At 69.2% G+C, this 25,095-nt stretch carries 23 protein-coding genes and 1 other RNA gene; 8 read left to right on the top strand and 16 right to left on the bottom strand.

Annotation, left to right across the window (positions count from 1 at the left end; genetic code table 11):
- Nucleotides 1-22 precede the first annotated feature (22 nt).
- The 5 genes from OL358_RS12415 (at nucleotide 23) to OL358_RS12395 (ending at nucleotide 5,346) form a co-directional block, all read left to right on the top strand.
- Nucleotides 23-961 (top strand): SDR family oxidoreductase, encoded by a 939-nt coding sequence (locus tag OL358_RS12415; RefSeq protein WP_264710380.1) that lies wholly within the window; start codon nucleotides 23-25, stop codon nucleotides 959-961.
- 58 nt (nucleotides 962-1,019) lie between these two features.
- Entirely contained in the window at nucleotides 1,020-1,865 is an 846-nt protein-coding gene (locus tag OL358_RS12410; RefSeq protein WP_264710379.1) for a helix-turn-helix transcriptional regulator, read from the top strand.
- 56 nt (nucleotides 1,866-1,921) lie between these two features.
- The gene (locus OL358_RS12405; RefSeq protein ID WP_264710378.1) at nucleotides 1,922-3,259 is read left to right on the top strand and encodes a flavin monoamine oxidase family protein; all 1,338 of its coding nucleotides are present in this window, start codon (nucleotides 1,922-1,924) and stop codon (nucleotides 3,257-3,259) included.
- A 9-nt stretch (nucleotides 3,260-3,268) separates the two neighbouring features.
- Nucleotides 3,269-3,496 carry an RNA-binding S4 domain-containing protein gene (locus OL358_RS12400; RefSeq protein WP_264710377.1) on the top strand — a complete coding sequence of 76 codons (228 nt, stop codon included), beginning with the start codon at nucleotides 3,269-3,271 and terminating at the stop codon, nucleotides 3,494-3,496.
- A 107-nt stretch (nucleotides 3,497-3,603) separates the two neighbouring features.
- Nucleotides 3,604-5,346 (top strand): SulP family inorganic anion transporter, encoded by a 1,743-nt coding sequence (locus OL358_RS12395; protein WP_264710376.1) that lies wholly within the window; start codon nucleotides 3,604-3,606, stop codon nucleotides 5,344-5,346.
- A gap of 49 nt (nucleotides 5,347-5,395) precedes the next feature.
- On the opposite strand, the gene OL358_RS12390 is transcribed toward OL358_RS12395, so the two are convergent.
- The 6 genes from OL358_RS12390 to OL358_RS12365 form a co-directional block, all read right to left on the bottom strand.
- Nucleotides 5,396-5,668, bottom strand: a complete 273-nt coding sequence (locus tag OL358_RS12390; protein WP_264710375.1) for a hypothetical protein — start codon at nucleotides 5,666-5,668, stop codon at nucleotides 5,396-5,398.
- 240 nt (nucleotides 5,669-5,908) lie between these two features.
- Nucleotides 5,909-6,277, bottom strand: a transfer-messenger RNA (tmRNA) gene (ssrA, locus tag OL358_RS12385).
- A 126-nt stretch (nucleotides 6,278-6,403) separates the two neighbouring features.
- A complete protein-coding gene (locus OL358_RS12380) occupies nucleotides 6,404-6,886 on the bottom strand; it encodes a nitroreductase family deazaflavin-dependent oxidoreductase (RefSeq protein ID WP_264710374.1) in 483 nt (160 codons plus the stop codon).
- Between the two features lie 40 nt (nucleotides 6,887-6,926).
- Nucleotides 6,927-8,336 carry a UDP-glucose dehydrogenase family protein gene (locus tag OL358_RS12375; protein ID WP_264710373.1) on the bottom strand — a complete coding sequence of 470 codons (1,410 nt, stop codon included), beginning with the start codon at nucleotides 8,334-8,336 and terminating at the stop codon, nucleotides 6,927-6,929.
- A gap of 35 nt (nucleotides 8,337-8,371) precedes the next feature.
- Entirely contained in the window at nucleotides 8,372-9,787 is a 1,416-nt protein-coding gene (locus OL358_RS12370; protein ID WP_264710372.1) for a glycoside hydrolase family 26 protein, read from the bottom strand.
- Nucleotides 9,780-11,348: a glycosyltransferase family 2 protein gene (locus OL358_RS12365; RefSeq protein WP_264710371.1), complete on the bottom strand. Its 1,569-nt coding sequence runs from the start codon at nucleotides 11,346-11,348 to the stop codon at nucleotides 9,780-9,782. Before OL358_RS12365 ends, OL358_RS12370 begins: the two co-directional genes overlap by 8 nt.
- A 294-nt stretch (nucleotides 11,349-11,642) precedes the next feature.
- Between OL358_RS12365 and OL358_RS12360 the strand changes: the two genes are divergently transcribed.
- Complete coding sequence (locus OL358_RS12360; RefSeq protein WP_264710370.1) at nucleotides 11,643-12,317, top strand: SIMPL domain-containing protein; 675 nt, start codon at nucleotides 11,643-11,645, stop codon at nucleotides 12,315-12,317.
- 33 nt (nucleotides 12,318-12,350) lie between these two features.
- Here OL358_RS12360 and smpB read toward each other — a convergent pair whose 3' ends face one another.
- The 4 genes from smpB to prfB form a co-directional block, all read right to left on the bottom strand.
- Nucleotides 12,351-12,827: an SsrA-binding protein SmpB gene (gene smpB, locus OL358_RS12355; protein ID WP_264710369.1), complete on the bottom strand. Its 477-nt coding sequence runs from the start codon at nucleotides 12,825-12,827 to the stop codon at nucleotides 12,351-12,353.
- 102 nt (nucleotides 12,828-12,929) lie between these two features.
- Complete coding sequence (gene ftsX, locus OL358_RS12350; RefSeq protein ID WP_264710368.1) at nucleotides 12,930-13,844, bottom strand: permease-like cell division protein FtsX; 915 nt, start codon at nucleotides 13,842-13,844, stop codon at nucleotides 12,930-12,932.
- Nucleotides 13,841-15,118 carry a cell division ATP-binding protein FtsE gene (gene ftsE / locus OL358_RS12345; protein WP_264710367.1) on the bottom strand — a complete coding sequence of 426 codons (1,278 nt, stop codon included), beginning with the start codon at nucleotides 15,116-15,118 and terminating at the stop codon, nucleotides 13,841-13,843. Before ftsE ends, ftsX begins: the two co-directional genes overlap by 4 nt.
- A 78-nt stretch (nucleotides 15,119-15,196) precedes the next feature.
- The gene (prfB, locus tag OL358_RS12340; protein ID WP_264710366.1) at nucleotides 15,197-16,306 is read right to left on the bottom strand and encodes a peptide chain release factor 2; all 1,110 of its coding nucleotides are present in this window, start codon (nucleotides 16,304-16,306) and stop codon (nucleotides 15,197-15,199) included.
- A 20-nt stretch (nucleotides 16,307-16,326) separates the two neighbouring features.
- Here prfB and OL358_RS12335 point away from each other — a divergent pair, with 20 nt between their 5' ends.
- On the top strand, nucleotides 16,327-17,640 hold the full coding sequence (locus OL358_RS12335) for an MFS transporter (RefSeq protein ID WP_264710365.1): 1,314 nt from the start codon (nucleotides 16,327-16,329) through the stop codon (nucleotides 17,638-17,640).
- A gap of 375 nt (nucleotides 17,641-18,015) precedes the next feature.
- Here the strand turns inward: OL358_RS12335 and OL358_RS12330 are convergent, their stop codons facing one another.
- Nucleotides 18,016-18,975 carry a transcriptional regulator TrmB gene (locus OL358_RS12330; RefSeq protein ID WP_264710364.1) on the bottom strand — a complete coding sequence of 320 codons (960 nt, stop codon included), beginning with the start codon at nucleotides 18,973-18,975 and terminating at the stop codon, nucleotides 18,016-18,018.
- Between the two features lie 107 nt (nucleotides 18,976-19,082).
- Here OL358_RS12330 and OL358_RS12325 point away from each other — a divergent pair, with 107 nt between their 5' ends.
- A complete protein-coding gene (locus tag OL358_RS12325) occupies nucleotides 19,083-22,919 on the top strand; it encodes a S8 family serine peptidase (protein ID WP_264710363.1) in 3,837 nt (1,278 codons plus the stop codon).
- 113 nt (nucleotides 22,920-23,032) lie between these two features.
- Here the strand turns inward: OL358_RS12325 and OL358_RS12320 are convergent, their stop codons facing one another.
- The 5 genes from OL358_RS12320 to OL358_RS12300 form a co-directional block, all read right to left on the bottom strand.
- Entirely contained in the window at nucleotides 23,033-23,482 is a 450-nt protein-coding gene (locus OL358_RS12320) for a hypothetical protein (RefSeq protein ID WP_264710362.1), read from the bottom strand.
- A 95-nt stretch (nucleotides 23,483-23,577) separates the two neighbouring features.
- Nucleotides 23,578-24,003 carry a pilus assembly protein TadG-related protein gene (locus OL358_RS12315; RefSeq protein ID WP_264710361.1) on the bottom strand — a complete coding sequence of 142 codons (426 nt, stop codon included), beginning with the start codon at nucleotides 24,001-24,003 and terminating at the stop codon, nucleotides 23,578-23,580.
- Entirely contained in the window at nucleotides 24,000-24,488 is a 489-nt protein-coding gene (locus tag OL358_RS12310) for a TadE family protein (protein ID WP_264710360.1), read from the bottom strand. Before OL358_RS12310 ends, OL358_RS12315 begins: the two co-directional genes overlap by 4 nt.
- Nucleotides 24,463-24,864 carry a TadE/TadG family type IV pilus assembly protein gene (locus OL358_RS12305; RefSeq protein WP_264710359.1) on the bottom strand — a complete coding sequence of 134 codons (402 nt, stop codon included), beginning with the start codon at nucleotides 24,862-24,864 and terminating at the stop codon, nucleotides 24,463-24,465. The genes OL358_RS12310 and OL358_RS12305 overlap by 26 nt, the downstream gene beginning before the upstream one ends.
- 12 nt (nucleotides 24,865-24,876) lie before the next feature.
- Nucleotides 24,877-25,080: a hypothetical protein gene (locus OL358_RS12300; protein WP_264710358.1), complete on the bottom strand. Its 204-nt coding sequence runs from the start codon at nucleotides 25,078-25,080 to the stop codon at nucleotides 24,877-24,879.
- Between the last annotated feature and the right edge of the window lie 15 nt (nucleotides 25,081-25,095).

Here is a 25,095-nt window from a genome sequence, read left to right as displayed (position 1 = left end):
CCCACCGACAGACAGGAACCCCATGCCGAAGATCCTCGACATCTCCGTCCCCGACCTCTCCGGGCGACTCGCCGTCGTCACCGGAGCGAGCGACGGCGTCGGCTTCGAGATCGCCGCGCGCCTCGCACGCAGCGGCGCCGACCTCGTCCTTCCCGTGCGCAACCGCGCGAAGGGCGACACAGCAGCGGACCGCATCCGAGAGCGGACACCGGATGCCGACATCCGGATCCGCTCGCTTGACCTCGCGTCACGGGAATCGGTCGCCCGCTTCTCGAGGGAGGCGCTCGACGTCGGTCGCCCGATCGACATCCTCATCGCGAACGCCGGCGTGATGACACCGCCGACCCGGCGGGCCTCCGCCGACGGTCATGAGCTCCAGCTCGCGACCAACCATCTGGGCCACTTCGCGCTCGTCGCGCACCTGCTCCCCCTGCTGATCGCCGGCCGCGCGCACGTGACGAGCCAGGTCAGCGTCGCGGCAGATCAGGGAGCGATCAACTGGGATGACCCCGACTGGGAACGGGGCTACGACGCCATGAAGGCGTACAGCTCATCGAAGATCATGTTCGGCCTCTTCGCGGCAGAGCTGCAGAGGCGTTCGGATGCCGCGTCCTGGGGTCTGCGTAGCAACCTCTCCCACCCCGGCGTGACGCCCACCAACCTCCTCGCCGCTCAGCCCGGAATGGGCCGGCCGGACGACACCGCGGCGGTCCGATTCATCCGCGCGATGTCCCGGCGCGGGCTCTTGTTCGGCACGCCGCAGTCGGCCGCTCTCTCCGCCGTGCATGCCGCGACCAGCCCCGACGCGCGAGGCGGTCGCCTCTACGGCCCGAAGGGCTTCCGGCACCTGAGCGGGCTCCCCGCGGAGCAGGCGCTGTACACGCGGCTCCGCAGCGAGTCCGAGGCGCAGCGCGCATGGGAGCTGTCGGAGCGCCTCACCGGCGTGCGCGTCGCCGTCTGAGGCAGAGGCGGATCCTCGGTCCCTGGCTAGCGGGCCCGCCATGACGCAGACTCGAAGCGTGGACAGAGCACAGCTGGCGGATTTCCTCCGTCGCCGCCGCGCGACCCTCCAGCCGGAGGACGTCGGCCTGCGGCGGGGGCCACGACGGCGCACCGAAGGACTTCGCCGTGAAGAGGTCGCCGCTCTCAGCGACATGTCGACGGACTACTACAGCCGCCTCGAGCAGAGCCGCGGCCCGCAGCCGTCGGAGCAGATGCTCGCCGCCATCGCTCGCGGGCTGCGGCTGACCCTCGAGGAGCGGGATCACCTCTTCCGCCTGGCGGGGCACACCGCTCCGGCTCGCGCGCTCCGCAGCGAGCATGTCTCCCCCGGACTCATGCGCGTGCTCGATCGGCTCGCCGACACCCCCGCCCAGGTGATGACCGAGCTCGGTGAGACGCTCGCCCAGACGCCGCCCGCACGAGCGCTCTTCGGCGACGAGACGCGCTTCGAGGGGTTCCGACGCAGTGTCGGGTACCGCTGGTTCCTCGAGCCCGGCACGCGCGACGTGTATCCGGTCGATGATCACCCGATGCACTCGCGGTCGTTCACCGCGGACATCCGCACCGTCTACGCCAAGCACGGCCCGCGCTCGCGCGCAGGCCAGATGGTGCGGGCCCTTCTCGATGAGAGTCCCGAGTTCGGCGAGCTGTGGGAGGCGCACGAGGTGCGTTCGACGCATCCGCGCGAGAAGCGGCTGCAGCATCCGGAGGTCGGTGTGATGGACATGCAGTGCCAGATCCTCCTCGACCCCGAACAGGGGCAGACGCTGCTCGTGCTGACGGCGACGCCCGGCACCGAGAGCTACGAGAAGCTGCAGCTGCTCTCCGTCATCGGCACGCAGGAGGTCGGATCCGCCCGCTGAGGCTGGGTATGGTCGGAAGAGCGCCGAACGGCGCGTCCGAGCATCGGAGGTCGGCGATGGAGAGATTCGACACGATCGTGGTGGGCGCCGGCGTCTCCGGCCTCACCGCCGCCCGGCTGCTGACCAGACACGGGCGCAGGGTTCTCGTGCTCGAGGCGAGGGATCGCGTCGGCGGACGCGTCTCGACCGACCACAGGCTCGGACGGGCGACCGACATGGGCGCGTCGTGGATCCACGGTGTCACCGATTCACCGGTCGCCGCGGCTGCGGAGGCGTTGGGCATGCGCACGATCGAGTTCACCGTCGGGGGCTATCAGCCCGACAGCCGCCCGATCGCTCACTACGGCCCGGACGGCGTGCGACTCTCGGCCGAGGCGGCCGCGAGGTATGTCGCCGACATCCACACGGTCGACGCGACGCTTCGCGACGTGGTGGCAGAGTCTGCTCCGGATGCCTCCTACCGCGACGTCACCGAGGAGGCGCTGGCCGCGCAGGGGTGGGACGAGGAGCGGACGCAGCGCGTGCGGGAGTACCTCGAGCATCGCTCCGAGGAGCAGTACGGCGCCTGGATCGACGACCTCGCCGCGCACGGCCTCGACGACGACTCCATCGACGGCGACGAGGTCGTCTTCCCCGACGGATACGACATCCTCCCTCGGCGCCTGGCGGAAGGGCTCGACATCCGGCTCACGCACGAGGTGTCGCGCGTGCGGTGGTCGCCGGAGGGTGTCGTCGTCGACACCGACTTCGGCTCGTTCGGCGCCGATACCGCGATCGTGACGGTCCCGGTGGGGGTGCTGCAGTCGGACGACTTCCTGATCGAACCGTCGCTTCCCGAGCCCGTGGCCGGGGCGCTCGCGGGCTTCACGATGAACGCGTTCGAGAAGGTCTTCCTGCGCTTCTCCACGAAGTTCTGGGACGAGGACGTGTACGTCATCCGTCAGCAGGGTCCCGAGGGGCGGTGGTGGCACTCGTGGTACGACCTGACCGCCCTGCACGACGAACCCACGCTGCTCACGTTCGCCGCCGGTCCAGCTGCCGTCGAGACCCTCCACTGGTCGGAGGAGCGCATCGTCGAGTCGGTGCTGGAGCAGCTGCGACGCCTGTACGGGGACCGCGTGCCGAAGCCGACGCACGTGCACGTCACCGACTGGCAGGACGACCCGTTCTCGCACGGCTCCTACGCCTATATGACCGTGGGGTCGCGGACCGAGGACCACGACACCCTTGCCACTCCGATCGGCGGGGTGCTCCACCTCGCCGGCGAGGCGACGTGGACGGACGACCCGGCGACGGTGCCCGCAGCGATGTTCTCGGGCCACCGCGCCGCGGTCAACGTCCTCGGACAGGATGTGCCGATCGAGGATGCCTGGGCCGGGCTCGCGCGCGGCTAGCATCGATACATGACGAAGCCCGCCCCGATCGACGACGTCTCGATCGGCGGCGACGGCATCCGCCTCGGCCAGTTCCTGAAGTTCGCCGGTGTCCTCGACTCCGGCGGCGACGTGAAGGAGGCGATCATCGACGGCCTCGTGACGGTGAACGGCGAGGTCGATCGTCGCCGCGGACGCCAGTTGCAGATCGGCGACGTCGTCGGCTTCGACGGACGCCGGGTGCGCGTCGCTCTCTGACACGCCTGGCGATCCCGCGACACGATCGAGGAAGCGCCGCGCGCGAGTCGCGCCCCGCTAGCGTGGAGGCGTCGCCGCCCTGCGACGCCGACTCGACGGGAGTGGACGTGCAGAAGCCCCTTGCCGGTCTGACTCGCCGAAACGTCGGCCGCGAGCTTCTCGCGGGTGTGACGCTGCTGGCCATCGCGATCCCGCTGAACATCGGCTACGCGCAGATCGCCGGCCTTCCGGCGACCGCCGGCTTGTACGCGTTGATCCTCCCGACCGTGCTGTACGCGCTCGTCGTGTCCTCTCGCCAGCTCGTCGCGTCTCCGGATGCCGCGGCCGCCGCCCTGGTCGCGTCGTCGATCGGCGGCCTGGCGGTGGCGGGCTCGGCAGACTACGCGACGCTGGCGATGGCGCAGGCGGTGATCAGCGGCATCCTGTTCATGCTCCTCGCCGTGTTCAAGCTCGGGTTCCTCGCCAACTTCCTCTCCAAGCCGATACTCGTCGGATTCGTCGGCGGGCTCGCGCTCGGCATCCTCGTCTCGCAGATCGCCAAGATGCTCGGCGTGAAGATCGACAGCGGCGCGGAGTTCGTCGAGAAGTCCTCGCAGCTGATCCTGGGGCTGGGCACGACGAACCCGTGGTCGATGCTGATCGCCTCGGCATCCGTCACTGTCCTTCTCGTCGGGAGGAGATTCCTTCCGGTCGTGCCGTGGGCTCTCGTCGTCCTCGTCCTCGCGACGGTCGTCGTCGTCTTCACCGGCGCCGACGAGGCCGGCGTGGACGTCCTCGGCGACGTGCCCGCGGGCCCGCCCGCGCTGACCTGGCCGGTCATCTCGTGGACCGAATGGCTCGCACTGGTGCCCTCGGCGATCGCGCTCACCTTGGTCACCGTCGCCGAGGGCCTCCTGGTCGCGCGGTCGTACGCCGAGAAGAGGCGGTACTCGACGAGCCCGAACCGCGACCTCTTCGCCTTCGGGATCGCGAACGTGGCAGCCGGCGCCTCCGCGAGCTTCGCGGTCGGATCCTCGACCAGCCGGACGGCGGCGATGGACCAGGCGGGCTCCCGCACCCAGCTGCCCTCGCTCGTGCTCGCCGCCGGCTCGCTCCTTCTCCTGGTGTTCGGCACTGCGCTGCTCGCCGACATCCCCTCGCCCGCCATCGGCGCGATCGTCGCCGTCGCGATCCTGCCGCTTCTCGGCATCCGCGACTTCATCGATCTGTGGCGCCTCGACCGGTTCGAGTTCTGGATCGGCGCCGTCTGCTTCCTCGTCACGTTGCTCATCGGGTCGATCCCGGGCATCCTCGTCGCCTTCGTGCTGGCGCTGGTCAATCTCGCCAAGCGCGCGTCCAGTCCCGCGATCGATGTGCTCGCCCGCAACGACAACCCGACCGCGTCGCTGCTGGACCCCGCACCCGCAGGCGAGGTGACGGCGCCCGGCGTGATCGTGGTGCGCATGGCGGCGCCGCTCTTCTTCGCTAACGGCACGGTCTTCGCCGAGGCGGTGCGCAAGGCGGTGACCTCGGCGGGTGAGGGCACCGTGCATCACGTCGTCATCGACATGGAGGCGGTCACGGATGTCGACGTCACGGCGTCCGAAGCCTTCGACGGCCTGCGCACGTGGCTCACGCAGCACAAGATCGAGATCGCCTTCAGCCGCGTGAGGTCGGGCGCGATGCCGCGTCTCCGACGGTTCGGCATCATCGACGACGGCGCGTCGGTGTACCCGACGAACCGTGACGCCGTCACCGCGCTCACCGCGCCCGAGCACTGGTTCGACCGGGTCAAGCACAAGCTCCGGCGTGATCGCGCGAGCGACGACCCGACGACTCCCGACTCTCACGTCACGATGAGCAGCAACTGAGGAGATCCGACGTCGAGACCGGAGCGTGGTGCGCTCAGAGGTCCTTCACTCAGAGGTTGCGGCGTGCGTCCGGGTCGTCGGCGAGCCTGTCCGCCTCGCGCGCCACGGCCTCCTGCTCGGCCTCGCTCAGGGGCGGGAGGCCGACCTCGTCGGCCGGAATGCCCGCGTACGGGTCGGCTACGGGGAACTCGTCACTGAACGAGCCTGCGACGACTCCCCCGGGAGGCACCTCGTCGCCCGCGGCTCCCAGCAGCGTCTCCTCGCCCGGGGCCTGCTCCGGCACGTCGTCTCCGAGGTGCTTACGCTGCCACTCGCCGCTCATATTCGCTCCCGCCGGTACCGACCACGCCCGATGATCATCGAGACGATGAAGATGTGGGCAACAGTGTAGATGGTCGGCACCGTCCGCGGATGTGCTGCCGGCGTCAGTGCTGTGCGATCACGAAAACGGCTTCCGCGACGGACACGCGAGCACGCACTCGACGCCATTGCGACAAACGAACGAAGGCCCCGAGATCCGCGTATTCACGCAGTTCTCGAGGCCTTGTTCCGTGACAGCGGATTGTGGAGATGGGGGGAATCGAACCCCCGTCCATCGCTGGGATACTGCGTCTTCTCCGGGCGCAGTCTATGAAAGCGTTCTACTCGGCTCCGACCTTTGTCACAGACACCTAAGTCGACGAGCCCAGCCTGGAAAGAGTCCCGCGTGACGTCCAGACGCCGTCACGCAGCAAGTCCCCTAGATGACGCCAGGATCCGTAGCGGGAACGCCTACGGTCTGACGGAACTCAGGCTCGCTTAGGCAGCGAGGGCGAGTTCAGTGCGCTTAGGTTCGGCACTTATTGGTTTGCAGAGAGCGTTTACGAGATAACCCTGCATCCTCGGCCCGCTTCTCGCAGATTCGCAGGCGATGTCGAAACCGATCATCCCCATGGAACCTTCTTGCGAAGGGCCGCTGTCACACTGTGGAGTTTCCAACACCCGGAGCCGAAGCAACCGAGCACATCAGGATACAACGGATGCCGCGCCCCCGCCATTCCGCGGAGCTCGATCGGGCTCAGGCGACCGGCTCGAGGACGACGATCGGCGTCTCGCGGGTGCGCAGTCGCGCGAGCGCGTCGAGGTCCGACCCCTCCTCCAGTCCGCGGAACACACCCCACAGGCGTTCGCGCTCGGCGCCGGTCGCCTCGCGGGCGCGGACCCGGCGCTGCGAACCGGGCAGGTCGACGGTGGCCTCCGGCGTCGCACGCAGGTTGATCCACCACGCGGGCGACGGCTCGTCCCAGCCGTTCATCGCCATCGTGATGAGATCGGGACCGTCTTCGAAGTACGCGACGATCGCGACGCGCTCCTTGCCGCTGCGGCGGCCGATCGTGTGCAGCCGCATCATCCCGTAGACGGTGGCCGTGGGACGCCGCAGCCCGAACCGGCCCCCACTCACGCGGTAGAGGGCGCGGTGCACGACCCAGGCGGTGCGGATCACCCATCGCGGCGGGATCCGCGCGCTGCCGGCCGTCGAGGATTCGCTCACGCTGAGCATCCTCCCGGGGATCGACGCGTGCGCGCAACGGCTGAGCGATCTACGCTGCAGCCCTCGCACGTGCGGGCGAGACGGGCTGCTCGCCCTCAGCGCTGCCGAGCGTGACACATCGCCATCCGGCATCCCGCCAGGCATCCGCGTCGAGGCACCGACGCGCGTCGATGACGGCCCGGTGTGCGACGAGGCGCCCGACCGAGACGGGATCCGCGGCGGCGATCTCGGGCCACTCGGTCAGGACCAGCACGAGATCGGCACCTGTGACGGCGGCGTCGAGGCTCTCTGCGTACGTCAAGGTCGGGAAGGACCTCTTCGCCGTGGAGTTCGCCTCGGGGTCGTAGACCGACACGAGTGCACCGCGAAGGTGCAGTGCAGCGGCCACGTTGAGTGCGGGCGAGTCGCGCACATCGTCGGTGTCGGGCTTGAAGGCGACACCGAGCACAGCGACGCGAGCGTTGAGGATGTTGACGGGGCAGGTCGACATCGCCAGCTCGACGACACGCTGCCGCTGAGACATGTTGATCTCATCGACCTGCTGCATGAGACCGACGGCGTGCAGGGCTCCCAGCTCGCCCGCACGGTGCGTCAGGGCGCGAATGTCCTTCGGAAGGCACCCACCACCGAACCCGAGCCCCGCGTTGAGGAAGCGGCGACCGATCCGCTCGTCGTAGCCGATCGCGTCCGCGAGGACAGAGACGTCCGCGCCCGCTTTCTCGCATACCTCGGCGATCGCATTGATGAACGAGATCTTCGTCGCGAGGAAGGCGTTCGCGCTCACCTTGACGAGCTCGGCCGTCGGCAGGTCACAGGTCACAACTGGCGCGCCGCCGGCGACAGCGGGCCCGTAAAGCGTGCGAAGCTGCTCTTCTGCCCACGCAGAAGCTCCCCCGATGACGATCCGGTCGGGGTGAAGTGTGTCGTCCACCGCATAGCCTTCGCGCAGGAACTCCGGGTTCCAGACCAGTTCGACGTGAACGTGCGGCGGCGCGGCGGCATCCACCATCTCCCTCAGCCGCGCAGCCGTCCCCACAGGGACGGTCGACTTGCCGACGATGAGCCCGTCGTGCGTGAGTGCCGCCGCAACCGCGCGCGTCGCTCCTTCCACGAACGACAGGTCGGCGGCGTGGCTGGATGCCTGCTGCGGCGTGCCGACGCAGACGAAATGCACGTCCGATGCGGCGACCGCCGCCGCGAGGTCAGTTGTGAAGGTCAGGCGGCCGGTCTCGACGTGGCTGCGGATGAGCTCGGGGAGACCCGGTTCGAAGAACGGCACCTCGCCCTTCTCGAGGGCAGCGATCTTCGCGGGGTCGTGGTCGACGCCGATGACGGTGAAGCCCATCTCGGCGACGGCGGCGGCATGGGTGGCACCGAGGTAGCCGGTGCCGATGACGCTGACACGCAGCGGGGCGGCGTCATCGGTGGAGACTGGAGCGGGTCGCAGGTGAGGGGACATGTGGTTCTCTCCTTCTGAAGGCCGAGCGGGGCGAATCAATAAGCTAGGAAACGGAAGTTGGCTGCGGGCGATGCGAGACCCGCACGGAAGGCAGCGAGCGATGCGCCGCGCGAGTCGATGCGCCAGTCGTTCGTCACGAGCTGACCCTGGCTGACGGTGGTGACGGCGATGTTGAACCAGGCGAGGCCGATGATGTCGGCGTTCTCCGGCTCGCCGAGCGATGCGAACACGCTGTTCAGCCACGCGACCTTCTTGCCACCGTTCTCGGTCGCGGCGATCTCGGCCAAGAGGATCGGTTTGTCGGTCAGAGCCCGCAACTGGTCGAGGGTGGCTCCGAATGTGTAGTCGAAAGTGAAGTCGTTCGCCGCGACGAACGGCTGGCGAAGATACCCCGACACACCCACGAGGTCGACGTACTCGTCGCCCGGGTAGAGCGAGCGCAGATACTCGAGGGTCTGGTGACGATCGGGCAGATTGTTGATGATGTTGGGCGCCCACGTCCAGATCACGAACGCGTTCGCGCCTTCGGCCTCGAAGATGTCGTGCACGTGCCGCCACACGGCGACGTAGTCGCCGGTCCTGTTGCCGTTGTTGGACGATCCGTTGGTCTTCTGCTCGTTCCACGGATACCAGGTGCCGTTCATCTCGTGGTTGAGGCGGATCGCCAGAGGCAGGCCTGTCGCGACGATGTCTCGCGCGTACGTGCGCAGGTAGTCGTCGAAGGCGCCGTCGAGGATGCGGGGAAGTGCGTAGACCGGATCCTCGGGCACGTCGTTGGCCGCCGCGATCGGACGTGACTCCCACGTGAGCATCGGCAGGAGGCCGCGTTCCCACGAGCGCACCACCGCGTCGCCGCGGAACGCCTGATCCCACCCGCCGAAGTAGCCGACGAGCGACTGCCGGCTGCCGCTCTTCACCGCCGCGTCGTCGAACGTTGCGAAGTTGAAGGGCGCCTGCGCGGTGTACATCCCGAAGTAGCGCTGCGTCGGCGCGACGATCGACGCGATCGGGGGTGCCGTCACCGCCGGCGATGTCGGCGGCGTCGAAGGCGCAGGAGCGGGATCGACGGCTTGCTCGCCTCCACCCTCGGGCGACGACCGGTAGACCGTCACGATCCTGGTTCCCGGCTCGGGTGCGGGAGCAGTCTTCGCGCCCGGTGTCGGCGTCGGCTTCGGCGTAGGCGTCGGGGTGGGCGTGCGCGTCGGCGTCGGCGTCGGGGCAGCGCCCGCTCTCTCGGCGGCGTCGAGGTCTTCCTTCAGCGCCTTGTTCTCCGCGAGGGCCGCGGCGAGCTGGTCCTCGGCGCTCGGGCCGGGAGTGAAACCGCCGGGTGATGCCCATACGACGGCACTCGTCGCGACGAGGGCGACCGTGAGCACGATTCCACCGAGGGCGGTCAGCTTCGAAGCGCGGCCGCTGGCGGCCCACCAGGTGCGGGGGGTGACGTCAGACAATGATCCAGACCTCCAGGGCGATGATCGCGGCGCCGATGACGTAGGGCCACGCCGCCTTCGGGTTCAGCCGCCGGCGCTGCGGGCGATCGGGGGCATGCGCAGCGACGTGCTGCCGGCGTTGCACTCTCGTCTGAACCGACGTCGCGGTGGCGACGGCGATGCGACTGGGCGCGGCATCCGCAGCCGGAGGCACCTCGTCGAAGATCCGATCGACGGGCTCGAATCGGGGGGCGTCTTCGAGCTCGCGGTGCATCTGCTCGCTTTCGGGATCTGCGGCGCCTCGCTCCAGCTGCTCGTCAGAGGTCGGCGCGTCCCCGCCCGCATACGCGCCTGATCGGGTTCCCCATCCGCTCGCGTGCCCCATCCGGAAGAACCCGATGAGCCGGATCGGCATGAGGAACATCGTGGAGGTGATGATGAAGACGGGCAGCCGCAGGAAGTCGCTCGGCTTCTCGGAGAGATGCCGCAGCTGACGGATCGCCATGCTCAGCACCGACGAGACGACGATGAGGGCGATGACCCACGCGATGCCGGAACCCATCCCGAACTCCTGGAGGATCGCCGCGTAGAAGTTCTCGCCCGCACCGATGGTCGCACGGTAGATCCAGCCGAGCAGCACACCGGCGAGGAGGAAGGGGAGCACGATGTCCATGACCATGAACAGCGCGAGCATCGGCGCATGACCCAGCATCCAGGGCATCATCCGCAGCGTGTTGTACTGGCTGCCGCGCGCCCAGCGCAGCTGCTGCTTGTACAGCTTCTTGAGCTGCAGCGGCGCATCGGTGTACACGAGGCTCGTGTGTTGATAGACGGTGCGATAGCCCTCCTGAAGGGTGAGGTTGGTGAGGGTGCGGTCGTCCGAGATCTCGAGGAACACGCCCATGAACTTCTGAGTCATGAACTTGTCCATGACGCTGACGAGGATGCTGCGGCGGAACGCGATCGTGCGCCCCGGGAGACATCCCACCTGGCCGACGACGCTCTGCGCAGGCATCGAGTAGAGCGAGCGGGTGTTCTCGAGCCAGTCCGCCCATCGCGTGATCCAGCTGCGCTCCGGCTCGAGGATCCGCTGGCGAGTGGTGACTCCTCCGACGCGCTCGTCCTTGAACGGCTTGATGAGCTCGTCGAGCGCGTCCGGCATCCAGATCGTGTCGGAGTCGACCAGCACCGAGATCTCGTAGCGCGACATCTCCACGCCGACCTTGACGGCGTTGCGTTTGCCGGCGATCGGCGTGTGCACCCAGCGCACGGCCGGCGCGAACTCGGCGCACACCTCCTCGAGGTCGAAGTTGCGCGCCCCGTTGATGACGACGATGATCTCGTCGGGCCGCTGCTCGGTGATCCGGCGCAGCACGTCGCGGAAGAGATCGAGCGGCTCGTCGACGACGGGGATGATGACGCTGGTCCCTGCGCGATGCGCCTCGGTGTAGGGCCGGTACCGCATGCTCACAAGCACCTTGAGCAGCCACATGCCCCAGATCAGGAGCGAGTACACGGCGAACAGGTAGAGCTCCGGATAGCCGCCGAGCATGTGGCGGACCTGTAGCAGGAAGATGAACACGGCGGTCCTTCCGGGTGGTGGGGGGAACCCACCACGTCGGGGGCCGTTCGTTGTTCCGAGTCCACGCCGATCGGGGCGCTCCTCGCAATCGACACGCCCGCACTGTCATGCAACGTTTACGGGCGCGCTCTGTCGGCCTTCTGGCGGACACGCTGTCGATCAATCCCTGGTCGGAGGCCCGAAAGTTGCAGACCCCGCGCGTCGGCCGCGTCGCGGCCTCCCAGGTTCGGTTTACGTGATCGTCACACTCCCGCGGCGTGCAGGTAACGCATTTCGCACCGTAGAGTCGGCGACATGAGCGAAGTCGTCATCACCGTCCGAGGCGAGCACGAGACGCGGATCGTGCCCGAGCGCGCCGTCGCGCACCTCACGATCCGCGCCGAAGGTCCCGAGCGGGGCGCCGTCGTCGAGCGCATGGCCGCCTACAGCGAGCCCGTGCGCGACGATCTCGCGAGCCGCAAGGCGGCGGGAACGGTGACCGAGTGGAGCAGTCAGCGCGTTTCGGTGTGGTCGGAGCGCCCGTGGAGCCCTGAGGGCAAGCGCCTGGCGCCGGTGCACTACGCCACCGTCGACTTCACCGCCAGCTTCACCGACTTCGCCGTGCTGTCGTGGTGGGCCGGCGAGGTCGCCGAGCGCGACGGCGTGCAGCTCGGCTGGATCGACTGGCAGCTGACGCCGGGCGCGCGCGCGTCGGTCGAGCGGGATGTCGCCGCGGGCGCGGTCGCCGTGGCCGTCGCACGTGCGAACGCCTATGCCGGCGCCATCGGCCTCTCGACGGTGACGCCGCTCGAGATCGCCGACGTCGGCCTCCTCACGCGCAATGACTCCCCCGAGTCCGCGCCGGCGCCCCGGATGCTGATGGCCAAGGCGCAGTTCGCCGCCGACAGCGGCGGGGGCCCTGCGGTGCAGCTGCAACCGGAGGACATCGTGATCACGGCGGCCGTGGAGGCCCGGTTCACCGCCCGCTGAGCCCCGTCGGACGGCCGGGACGCGGCATCCGCTCTATTCGCCCAGTCGGTTGCGGGCGCGCATCGCACGCTCCGCCTCGCGCTTGTCCTCGCGCTCGCGGATCGTCTGGCGCTTCTCGTACTCGCGCTTGCCCTTCGCGACCGCGATCTCGACCTTCGCCCGGCCGTCGTTGAAGTACAGCCTGAGCGGGACGAGCGTGTAGCCGCCCGCCGAGACGGCGTGCGAGAGCTTCACGATCTCGTCCTTGTGCAGCAGGAGCTTGCGGATGCGCTTGGACGCATGATTCGTCCAGTGACCCTGCGAGTACTCCGGGATGTGCACGGCGTCGAGGAACGCCTCGCCGTTCGCGATGTACGCGTAGCCGTCCGAGATGTTCGCGCGACCCTGTCGCAGCGACTTCACCTCGGTTCCGGTCAGCACCAGGCCCGCCTCGTACGTCTTCTCGATCTCGTACTCGTGGCGCGCGCGACGATTGGTCGCGACGACCTTCTCCCCGCGTTCCCTGGGCATGACCGCTCCCCTCCGGTTGCTGAGCTTGTTGCGCGCCGCGCGGGCGCACGGCAGCCGTTCAGTCTACCCCCGACGACACGCCCGGCGTGCAGCCGGGCCGGATCAGGCTCTCAGCCAGCGCCGGATCGCGAAGCTCGCCGAGAGTCCCGCCAGCACCACGCCGATCAGGATCAGCACCGGGACGACGATCCACGCGTCCGCCAGGTCGACCCAGGTGGTGACGAACTCGACGCGGCCGCGGAGGTACTGGTCGACGCCGAAGTGCACGCCCGCGATCACGGCCGCGCTGGCGAGCAGCGAACCGATGAGCGCAGCGAACACACCCTCCAGGACGAACGGCGTCTGGATGAAGCGATTGGATGCTCCCACCAGGCGCATGATGCCGAGCTCTCGCCGTCGCGCGAAGGCCGAGAGCCTGATCGTGGTCGCGATCAGGAGCACCGCCGCGATGAGCATCAGCACGGCGATCCCGACGGCGATATAGGTCGCCACGGTCAGCGCCGAGAACAGCGGCTCGAGGTACTGGAGCTGGTCCTGCACCTCCTCGACACCGTCGGTCCCGGCGAACGCCTCGATGATGACGTCGGACTGGTTCTGATCGACCAGGTTGATCCAGTAGGTCTCGTTGAGCTGGTCGGGCGTGATGACGCTGGCGTAGTCCTCGCCGAGCAGTTCGATGACGTTCTGGTAGGCCTCTTCGCTGTCCTCGAAGCGCACATCGCGGATGAGAGGCGAGAGTGCGGGCCCGTCGAGCTTCTCCTGCACGGCGGCGAGCTGCTCCTCGGTCGCTACTCCCCCAGTGCATGTCGGAGCCTGCGAGATCGCGGTGCACATGTACACCGCCACCTGGGCGCGATCGACCCAGAAGTCCTTCATCGTGCCGATCTGCATCTGCATCAGGATGGCCGCACCGACGAACGTGAGCGACACGAACGTCACGAGGACGACCGAGATGACCATCGAGGCGTTGCGACGCAGACCGGTGAAGGCCTCGCCGAGAATCAGCCCCACCCTCATGACGTCGGCCCCACTTCTTCCTCATCGCCCGTATCGAGACCGAGGCGATCGGCGAGACCGAGTTCCGCCACGTCGACCTCGGGAATGTCGGCAACCGGGATCGGCTGAGTCTGCGTGACCGGCTTCGGCGCGTGCTGTGCGGGCGCGGGCTGAGGCGCGGCCGCCGGCGGAGGCGCGACTGCCGGAGTGGGTGCGCTGTGCGGCTCGGGCACGGGTGCGGGAGTGAGCGCCGGCTGCGGTGTCGCGGCCGGCTGCGGTGTCGCTTCGGCCGGAGCCTCGGACGCCGGCTCGGGGTGCGCCTTCGGCTCGGTCGGCGGCGCCGGTTCGGACGTCAGGGCGGCAGGGTCGGTGCCGGGCGCGGCAGCGCCGCCCCGGCCCGCGTCCGACTCGTGGCCCGCGGGGACGGATGCTGCTGCCTCCGCGCTCGCGCGAGGTGCGGCATCCGTCGGCTCTTCGTCGACGACGAGCGTCGGATCGAGCCCCGCTTCGGCGGCGGCGGCCGCTTCCCGCTGCACCTGGAGGACGGCCGTGAGAGCAGCGACGGCGGCGGCGCCGCGCTCCTCCTCGGGAGCGAGGCTCGGCAGGCCGGAGGTGTCGCCGTAGCCGCCGTGGCGCTCGTCGCGCACGATCTCGCCATGCCGCAGCTCGATCACACGTCGCTGCATCTGGTCCACGAAGCCGGCCTCGTGCGTGGCCATGACCACCGTGGTGCCGCCGCCGTTGATCCGGGCCAGCAGCTGCATGATGTCGACCGAGGTCGCGGGGTCGAGGTTTCCGGTCGGCTCGTCGGCGAGAAGCACCTGCGGCCGGTTCACGAGAGCGCGGGCGATCGCCACGCGCTGCTGCTCACCGCCGGAGAGCTCGTGCGGCAGTCGCTTCTCCTTGCCATCGAGACCGACGAGCGCGAGCACTTCCGGAACCGTCTGCTGGATGTACCCGCGGAAGGACCCGGTCACCTGCAGCGTGAAGGCCACGTTCTGGAAGACGGTCTTGCTCGGCAGCAGCCGGAAGTCCTGGAACACGGCGCCGATGTGACGCCGGAAGTACGGCACCTTGCGGTTGGACAGGGTGCGCAGGTCGCGCCCGAGCACGACGACGCGCCCGTCGGAGGGCGTCTCCTCGCGCAGGACCATGCGCAGACACGACGACTTCCCCGATCCGGAGGCACCGACGAGGAAGACGAACTCCCCACGCAGCACCTCGAAATCGACGTTGTTCAGGGCAGGCCGGGAGGTGCCCTTGTAGCGCTTCGTGACGTTCTCGAACCGGATCATGGCCTAACGAGCCTAAGCGGGCGACTTCGCCAGGGCCCCTGCGACACCCGGAGAGACCGCGGTGGATTCACCGGCAGGTCAGTCGTCGTCTTTGCGCTTGCGCCAGCGGATGCCCGCAGAGATGAACCCGTCGAGGTCGCCATCGAACACGACGGCCGGGTTGCCGACCTCGTGCCCGGTGCGCAGGTCCTTCACGAGCTGCTGACCATAGAGGAAGTACGAGCGCATCTGATCGCCCCAGCTCGCCGTGATGACCCCGGCGAGCTCCTTCTTCTTCGCGGCCTCTTCTTCGCGCTGGAGCAGCATGAGACGCGTCTGCAGCACGCGCATCGCGGCCGCGCGGTTCTGGATCTGCGACTTCTCGTTCTGCATCGACACGACGATGCCCGAGGGAAGGTGCGTGAGTCGAACGGCCGAATCGGTCGTGTTGACCGACTGTCCTCCGGGCCCGGAGGAACGGAAGACGTCGACACGGATGTCGCCCTCGGGGATCTCGACTTCGACAGCCTCCTCCATCACGGGGATGACTTCGACCGCGGCGAACGAGGTCTGCCGCTTGTCGGCCGAGCCGAACGGGCTGATCCGCGCCAGACGGTGAGTGCCCGCCTCGACCGACAGCGTGCCGTAGGCATAGGGTGCATCGATCTCGAAGGTGGCGGACTTGATGCCCGCCCCCTCGGCGTACGACGTGTCCATGACCTTCACGGGGTATTTATGGCGCTCCGCCCAGCGCAGATACATCCGCATGAGCATCTCCGCGAAATCGGTCGCGTCATCGCCGCCCGCGCCGGAGCGGATCGTGACGACCGCCGACCGATCGTCGTACTCGCCGTCGAGAAGCGTCTGCACTTCGAGCTGGCTGACGATGTCTTCGAGCTCGGCGAGTTCGCGACGAGCCTCCTCGGCGGAGTCCTCGTCCTCCATCTCGTTCGCGAGCTCGACGAGCACGTCGAGATCGTCGAGACGGCGCTCGATGTCGGTGAGACGCTTGAGCGACGACTGCCGGTGACTGAGCGCGCTCGTGACCTTCTGCGCCTTCTCGACGTCGTCCCACAGATCGGGGGCGCCGGCCTCCTCGCTGAGTCGCGCGATCTCGCTGGTGAGCGCCTCGACGTCCACGACCGCCTTGATGTCGGCGAACGTGGAGCGCAGGGCCTGGATATCGGCGGACAGATCGAGCTCGAGCATGACACTCCAGACTAACGTGGATGGACGTGAGCGAACGCCCGGATTCCCCGCCCGTCCGGGAGGTGCTGTGGCGGTTCGCGCCGATGATCTACGGACCGACCGTGCTGTTCGCCCTCGGCGAGGGCGCGGTCATCCCGCTGATCCCCGTCATCGCGGCGCAGCTGGGTGCCGATGTCGCCACGGCCGCCTTCGTGGCCTCCGCGCTCGTCGTGGGTCAATTGTGCGGCAACATCCCGGCAGGGTGGGCGGTTGCCCGCATCGGCGAGCGCTTGACGATGGCGATCGCCGGTCTCCTCTCGCTCGGGGGTGCCGTCGCCCTCGCCTTCGCACCCTCGCTCGGCGTGTTCGCGGCATCCATCTTCCTCATCGGCTTCTGTGCCGCCGCGTTCGGTCTCGCCCGGCACTCCTTCATGACGACCCGCGTGCCGATCGCGTTCCGCGCACGGGCGCTGTCACTGCTGGGCGGAACCTTCCGCCTGGGGATGTTCGTCGGACCGTTCGTCGCCGCGGGCCTGCTCGCCCTCTTCGGCGACGCCCACGCCGCCATCTGGTTCTTCGCCGCATGCCTCGTCGCGACGATCCTGCTGGTGCTGCTCGGACCGGATCCGGAGTCCGCGATGCCCGCTCCCGGCGCAGACACCGTCCGCGGGAGCGGCATCGGCCTGATCGAAGACACGGGTGAGGCGATCACCGCATCCCTGCGCGTCGCACCCGCAGTCGACGGACAGCGCGCCGGCGTCTTCCGCACGATGTGGCACTTTCGCCGGGTGCTGTCGAGACTCGGCGTCGCCGCGGCATCCCTCGCGGCAGTCCGCTCGGCACGGCAGGTCGTCCTCCCGCTGTGGGGAGTCTCGATCGGTCTCGACGCGCAGACCATCGCGCTCGTCGTGGGCATCTCGGGAGCCATCGACTTCGCGCTCTTCTACGCGAGCGGTCAGGTCATGGACCGCTTCGGCCGGCTCTGGGCCGCCCTGCCCGCAATGGTCCTCATGGGGGCGGGATTCATCGCGCTCGCCTTCACGCACGACTCCGCACAGAACGCGATGTGGTTCGCGATGTTCGCCGCCGTGCTCGGCGTCGGCAACGGGCTCTCCAGCGGCATCCTCCTCACCCTCGGAGCCGACGTCGCACCGAAGTCCGACCCCGCACCCTTCCTCGGCTCGTGGCGCACCCTCACCGACGCGGGCGGCGCAGTGTCGCCGCTTCTCGTCTCGGGCATCGCCGCCGTGTCGACCCTCTCGCTTGCAACGGGGGCCATGGGCGCCATCGGCCTTCTCGGCGCTGTCGCCTTCGTCCGGTGGGTCCCCCGGTTCGTGCCACGGGCCCGGCCGTGACCGAGCCGCTCCGGTTCTGCCGCAGCAGGAGTCACGGGCGTCGGTGCACGAGACCGCTCGACCACCCCGGTCTGCATCGCCAGCGGACCATCATGTGGACGGATGCCGCGGCCGACCCGCCCCGCTGCGCCGGATCCGGATCCCCGGCACAACCCGCGGCCCCCTCCCCTAACGGCTACCCGCACGGCCGCGGCCTGTGCGTGCGATGCCTCCGGTTCGTCCCGCTCGAGGCCGGGAACCTCGCCGACCACGACACTTCCGACCCCGGCGAGACGGAGCACGAAGCGGCCCAGCGCCGGAACTGGTTCAACACCGCCGGGTGAGCGGCACTCCGACGCCGGCCTCGCGCGGCATCCGGATCGTGGACGCGCCGCGTCAGACCCAGGCGCGCCGCACGGCCTCCGCACCGAGCTGCATGCGGGTCGTGACGCCTGCGACCTCCATGAGGTCGGCGACGCGGCGCTGGACGGTGCGCAGCGAGATTCCGAGCTGGGTCGCCGCCGCGGCATCCGTCACACCCAGCAGGAGCAGGCGCAGGAGGTCGCGGTCGACGTCCTCGGTGGTGTGGACGGCGGCGATCGGAAGGAACTCCGTCGCGGAGCGCCAGTACTCCTCGAAGATCGAGATCACCAGATCGAGCAGGCCGCTCGGGTGGATGAGCAGGGCGCCGAACCCCTCGTCCTCGGAGTGGGCCCGCATCGGGACGAGCGCCATCTGATCGTCGGCGACGAACATGCGAGTGGGGAGCGTGGGGAGCACGCGCACCTCCTCGCCGATCTCCGACATCTCGCGCGCCGCGGCGAGGAAGCCGGGGCGCTCGAGCACCGCGCTCTCCACGATCACCCGGTACCGCACGCCCCGTTCGAGCGCACGATCCTCCTCGACGTTCTCCTCGCCGCTGAGGAGCGCGATCTCGTTCAGCACGAGGACCCGCACCTGCTGGTTGGCTGCCGCCTGCAGCTGCGCGACGCGCTGTCGCACGGCGTCGTCGCCGAGCACGACCTCCACCACGTCGGCGACGCTGCGCTGCTCCGCCGAGTGCCGATAGAGGTCGTTCAGCTCGACGAGAGCCTCGTGCGCACGCGTGAGACCGCGCTCGCGCTCGAGGAGAAGCGGTCGCAGTGCCACCGACGGCGGTGAGGCCACGAACCGGTCGCTGCTGGCGGCCTGGCGCGCAAGGAGGCCGAGGCGCTCGAGCTCGGCCACGATGGGCCGCACACGCGGGGCCGACATGCTGAGCGCGGCCGCGAGCTCGGGGACCGACGCCGACGTCTGCTGCACAACGCACCGGTACACCGCGGTGTGCGCGTCATCGAGTCCGAGTGCGTCGAGCATGACGGCCTTTCTGGCGGATGGTGGCCATGTCACTTCTCCGCCATCACTCTAGGGGATTCGCCGTGTGAGGCTTCCAAGCGGATCCCCTACCCCCGAGAGGTTCAGCCATGCCCCGTCCCCACTCCACAGGTCACCGCCTGCGTTCGGTCGTCGCCGCCACAAGCGGTCTGGCGATCGGAATCGCCGGTATCGGCCTCACCACCCTGCCGGCGGCCGCACAGTCCGTCGACGGTCCCCCCGCCCCTCGCGCGGCTGCCGGCAGTTCTCACACCGTCACCCTGATCACCGGCGATCGCGTCACGGTCAGCGACCTCCCCGAGGGGGTGCACACCGTCCAGGTCGACACCGCCGTCGCCGGAGCCGGTGTGCGCACCTACGAGTTCGGTGACGAGCTGCGCGTGATCCCCGACGCGGCGATGCCGTTCCTTGCGGCCGGGGTCCTCGACCAGGACCTCTTCAACGTCTCGCGCCTCATCGAGTACGGCTACGACGACGCATCCGTCGACGCCACGCCGATCATCGTCGAGCAGTCCTCGGCGCAGACATTCTCCGCACCGGTGCCCGGCCTCGATGTGCAGACCGAGCTCGAGAGCATCGACGCGGCCGCCGCGACTCTCGGGCACGACGACGCCGCCTCGGCGTGGCAGTCGCTCACCGCGCAGGGCGCGAGCACCTTCTCGGCGACCCCGAGCCTCGCGGGCGGCATCGAAGCCATCCACCTCGACGGCAAGGTGCGCGCGACGCTCGATTCGAGCACCGACTACATCGACGCCCCCGAGGCCTGGGCCGACGGCTACACCGGTGAGGGCGTCACCGTCGCCGTCCTCGACACCGGCTATGACGACACCCACCCCGACCTGCAGGGCCGCGTGCTCGCAAGCTCCAAGAGCTTCGTGCCCGACGAAGAGGTCGACGTCGACGCGAACGGCCACGGAACGCACGTCGCGTCCACCATCGCCGGCACGGGCGCCGCGAGCGGCGGCACCCACCGCGGCGTCGCCGACGGCGCGCAGCTGCTCGTCGGCAAGGTGCTCGGCGCCGACGGCTCCGGCCAGGACTCGTGGATCATCGAGGCGATGGAGTGGGCGGGCCAGAACGCCCCGATCGTGTCCATGAGCCTCGGCTCCATGGAAGCCTCCGACGGCAAGGACCTGATGGCGGAGTCGCTCAACGCGATCGCCGAGGAGACCGGCGCGCTCTTCGTCGTCGCCGCCGGCAACAACGGCGCCCCCGAGACGATCGGAGCTCCCGGCTCGGCCGTCGAGGCGTTCACCGTCGGCTCTGTCGACGACCCGTCCGGCGAGCTGTCGTACTTCACCAGCCAGGGACCGCTGTCGCGTTCGGGCGCGCTCAAGCCCGACGTCACCGGACCCGGCATGGACGTCACCGCCGCACGCTCGTCCGACAGCGGCGGCGAAGGCGCCTACGTCTCGATGAGCGGCACGTCGATGGCGACGCCGCACGTCGCCGGAGCCGCCGCGATCCTCCTCGGGGCGAACCCCGACTACACGACCGACCAGCTGAAGGCCGCCCTCGCCAGCACGGCGACCGACGTGGGCTACACCGCTTATCAGGGCGGCACCGGCGTCATCGACGTCGACGCGGCCCTCGAGGCACCCGTCGTGGCCGACGGCTCCGGTGATTTCGGCATGCTGACGTGGGGCGAGGAGCCGACCCCGGTCGAGCGCGCGGTCGCGTTCACCAACCGGACGGATGCCGAGATCACCGTGGCACTGGAGGCAACCCTCCTTGACACCACGCCGGGCGCGGGCGGCGCGGGACCGATGTCGGCCGGCATCGCGTTCGATGCGCTCACCCTCGACGCGGACTCGCTGACGATCGCCGCCGGAGCCACGGCGTCGGTCACGATGACGGTCGACCCCTCGAAGGTCCCCGCCGGCACGCAGCTGTCGGGCATGCTGGTCGGCTCGGTCGACGGCACGGCGGTCACGCGCACGGCCCTCGGCACGATCGCCGAGGCCGAGCGCTACGACCTCACGATCGCAGCGAAGGACTTCACGGGCAGCCCCACCTCCACCTACGCGGTGCTGTGGAACCCTGCCGCCCAGTTCGCCGAGCCCGTCTACGTCGACGGCGAGACGACGCTGCGCCTCATGAAGGGCGACTACACAGTCATGTCCTACATGGAGCTCAACCGCACCCCCGACACGATCGCCACCGTGCTCACCGGTGAGCCGACGATCACCCTCGACCAGAACCGCACCGTCACGCTCGACGCGAGCAAGGCGAAGCAGGTCACGGTCGACGTGAAGCGCAGGGGACTCACGTCGGCGTTCACCCGCATGGACGTGAAGGTGGACGACTTCTTCTCGAGCGTCATCGCCCCGGTGTGGAACGACGAGATGTGGGCCGTGCCGATGGTCGTCGACGACGCCGACTTCGGCTTCACCGCGCGCTGGCGCCTGCAGAAGCCGCTCCTCGCGGTGACCGCCGGCAAGAACCCGCTCGACCTCATCGAGCAGATCGGCGGCACGTTCACGGACCTGAAGCTGAATTCTGCGGCAGTCGTCGCCGGGCTCGGCAGCGCGGCCGACTTCGCGAAGGTGAACGTCAAGGGCAAGGTCGCCGTGGTGACCCGATCCGCCGAGGTGCCGGCATCCGAGCGCACGGCCAACGCGGTCGCCGCCGGTGCGAAGCTCCTCATCGTGGTGAACGACGCCGACGGCGAGTTCAACGAGTGGGTCGGCTCCGCGGACTACGAGAAGCCTGCGCCGATCCCGGTCGCCGGCATCAGCGGGGTGCAGGGCAAGAAGCTCCTCGCCGACCTCGCACGCACGAAGGTGACGATCACGGCGGTGGGCACGGCCAACAGCGACGTGCTGTACGACATCGCCGAGTACGCGGACGGGAAGATCCCGGCCGTCCTCGCTTTCAAGCCGAAGGACCTCGCGCGCATCGACACGCGGTTCCACGGTCAGAAGGAGGAGCTCGGCGAGTTCCGGTATGACTTCGTCCCGGGCGCGACCTATGGCAACGGCATCCCGTTCCGCACCCAGCGCGGCATGGACCGCGAGGAGTGGATCAACACCGACGGCATCCGCTGGAACCAGTGGGTGGGCGTGAGCTCGGTGATGTGGGAGATGCGCGACAAGCTGCGCACCTACAAGGCGGGCAAGCGCACGAGCGCGGAGTACTTCGGCGGCATCGTGCGCCCGAACCTCGGCGTCGGCTTCTGGGTGCCCTACCGCCAGTCGGACTACGCGCAGATCAACGTGCCGAGCTGGGCGGACGGCGGCAACGGCGACCGCACCGGCACGTTCGAGACGTGGGGCGAGCCGTCGACTGTGAAGCAGCTGACCGACATCTACATCGACGGAAAGCTGATCGCGCAGCGTGAGCACCAGGGCGCGAACGTGTACGAGCTGCCCGACGGCGAGAACCAGCTGTGGCGCGTGGTGAGCACCGCGACCCACGACGGCTCGCACCTCGCGGGGTCGACGAAGACCGTCACCGACTGGACGTTCCGCTCGTCCGGAAAGCTCGGAGACTGGTCCCCCCGGCTGCTGCCGATGATGACCGCGTACTACGACGTCGACGTCAACGCGCAGAACAAGGTGGGCGAGGGCCGAAAGAAGGGCTCCGGCATCACGCTGGGTCTGGAAGTGGGTCACGTCGCCGGTACGGTACCGGCCGGCGCGATCACGACGGCGACGCTCGAAGCGCGCACCGCCGGCGGTCACTGGAAGAAGATCAGCCTGAAGAACGCGAAGACGGATGCCCCCACCGGCGCCGTCGATGGCTCCGGCGACATCTTCGTCCCGTCCCGTGCGTGGGTCCGCGGCTTCTCGGCGCAGATCCCGGTGTCGGACAAGGGCGGCTGGGTCGACCTGCGCGTGACCGCGAAGGATGCCGCGGGCAACACGTTCTCGCAGACGATCGAGAAGGCGTTCCAGGCGACCCCCGCGAAGGGCGTCCGACGCTGACCTGACGAACCCGGGGAGGGTCCCGCCGCTCTTCAGCGGCGGGACCCTTCCCGTTTGGGGGCGTGATTCATTCCGGCATCGCCGGCGCGCCACGCACCGGGCCGGAACGAGCTTCAGACTCGCGATCGCACCTGTTCCCACACCTCTCCCAGTCGTCTCCCACCAGGGTGGGCCGATCGCTCATACTCCCTGTTCAGTGCCCGACGCTGCGATGGCGTTGCCTGTCGTTCGTCGAGATAGAGCCCGATGGAGTGTGCGCTGTGAGAGCCAATCGGCGAGTCGTCCTTGAGGTCCGCGGGGGCGTTGGTGTTGAGTCGCGCTTCGTCTGCCAGCACTCCACCACGCTCGGAAAGCAGCTCGAGCACCGGCCCCGGGGTCGCAGTGTTGCGTGCGAGCATGACGAGCACATCCTCCTCCCCGATTTCGGCTAGGAGGATGAACAGGTCGCTGTCGACGTCGTCGCGCCCCGCGAGCAACCAGCGATCGTGCTCATCGCCCGTTCGAGCGAGATCTCTCAGCTGTTGAGGCGAACCGTTCTGCGGGTCGCTAGAAGAATTGGTCATGGGAACTCGCCGATACCTTCATGAATGACTCCCGGCTCGTAGATAACCCGCGACGGATCCGGGCGCTCCCCGGCGGGTGGAGGAACCTGATCCGCCTATCTCAGGGCGGTGCGGCTCGTGGCCGTGGCCTCGAGTGCGACGCCGTCGGGCACGAAGAATGCGAAGACGGGCGGATGCCACGACCCCGCCACCGTCACGCGCGCGGATACGCCGTCCGGCGTCGCCGCGGACACGAGCGCGGCGTCTCCCCCGACGTCGGCCACGATCGCCTCGGCCTGCGCCCGCACCCCCGCGTCGGTGAGCACGATCACCGCCTCACCGGCGTCGACATCGAACTCGAAGCCGTCCGCGGCGGCGAGCGCCGCAGCATCCGCCACGGAATCCAGACGTTTCTGCGCAAGGTACAGGCTGGTCGCATCCACGCACACGAACACGGCGGCGAGCGCGAGCACGGCGTAGCCGAGCGTCAGGATGAGGACGCTGCCCTCATCGTCGACGGCGCGCCGCGCTCGACGGATCATCCGAGTCCCCACACGCGGGACACCTTCTGCACGGCCGTCGCTTCGATCGGGATGCGCGCGGCGCGGTCGAGGCCGAGGACCGGTGGGACGAGCGGCAGCGTGACGGCCGTGCGCAGCGTCACGGTGAGCGTCGCCCCTGCGGCCGGGCACCCGGCGCTCGCCGGACGGCAGGTCAGCGAGACGGCGACCTCGTCGCGGTCGAGGCCGTACTCCTCCGCGATCGAGGCGAGCACGGCCTCGGCCCGCTCCTCGGCGTGGTCGACGTCGTCTGCCGTGACGATCGCCCGCGCGATGTGCCGCGCGCCCGCCTCGGCGCCGAGCGACTGGCCCTGGATCGAGGCGAGCGCGGCGATCAGGTACAGGATCGGCACGAGCATCAGCAGGCCGACCACGATGAACTCGAGTGCCGCCGAGCCGCGCTCTCCTGCGCACACGGCTTCGGGATCCCCGGTCGAGATCTCAGTCGAACGATTCCACGGGTGCATGGGCCGTCACCTCCAGCGTCCGGGGCGCGCCCAGGAGCCCGACGAGCGGAAGCACGGTCTGCACGCTGACCTCGACGACCGGATGCCCCAGGCGGTCGGACTCGCGCACCTCGACCTCCACGGCATAGCCGGCGCCGACGGTTCGCGCCACGATCTCCTTCGTGCGTTCGGCGCCGTCCGCGAGCGACGTGTCGGCGAGAGCCGCGTGGTACGCGCCCTCGACCGCCGCATCGTGGACCACGTTTCTGACATAGACCGCGAGGCCGAGTTGCAGTACGCCCAGAGTGAGGACGGTGAGGAGGGCTCCGACGAGAACGAACTCGACCGGACTCGAGCCTTCGTCGTCAGCGAGGGCCTGCCTCAGGAACGACCGCATGCCGAGCACGGCCTAGAAGCCGGACACCCGCGCGATGGCCTGCTCGAACAGCGTCGTGAGCGCAGGCCCGGCGAGCGCCCAGATGACCACCACCAGGCCGGCCGTCATGAGCGTGATGAGAACCCAGCCGGGGACGTCTCCGCGCTCGTCGTCGTGAAGGGCGCGGCCGACGTGGCGCAGTCGGGCCACGGTGCGATCGAGGTGTCGACGGATCATTTTCTCTCCTTCAGG

It is taken from the genome of Microbacterium sp. SSM24 (genome assembly GCF_025989145.1).
Classification (GTDB): domain Bacteria; phylum Actinomycetota; class Actinomycetes; order Actinomycetales; family Microbacteriaceae; genus Microbacterium.
Note: the sequence above shows the minus strand (reverse complement) of the source record. Positions and strands in the feature narration are given on the sequence as shown.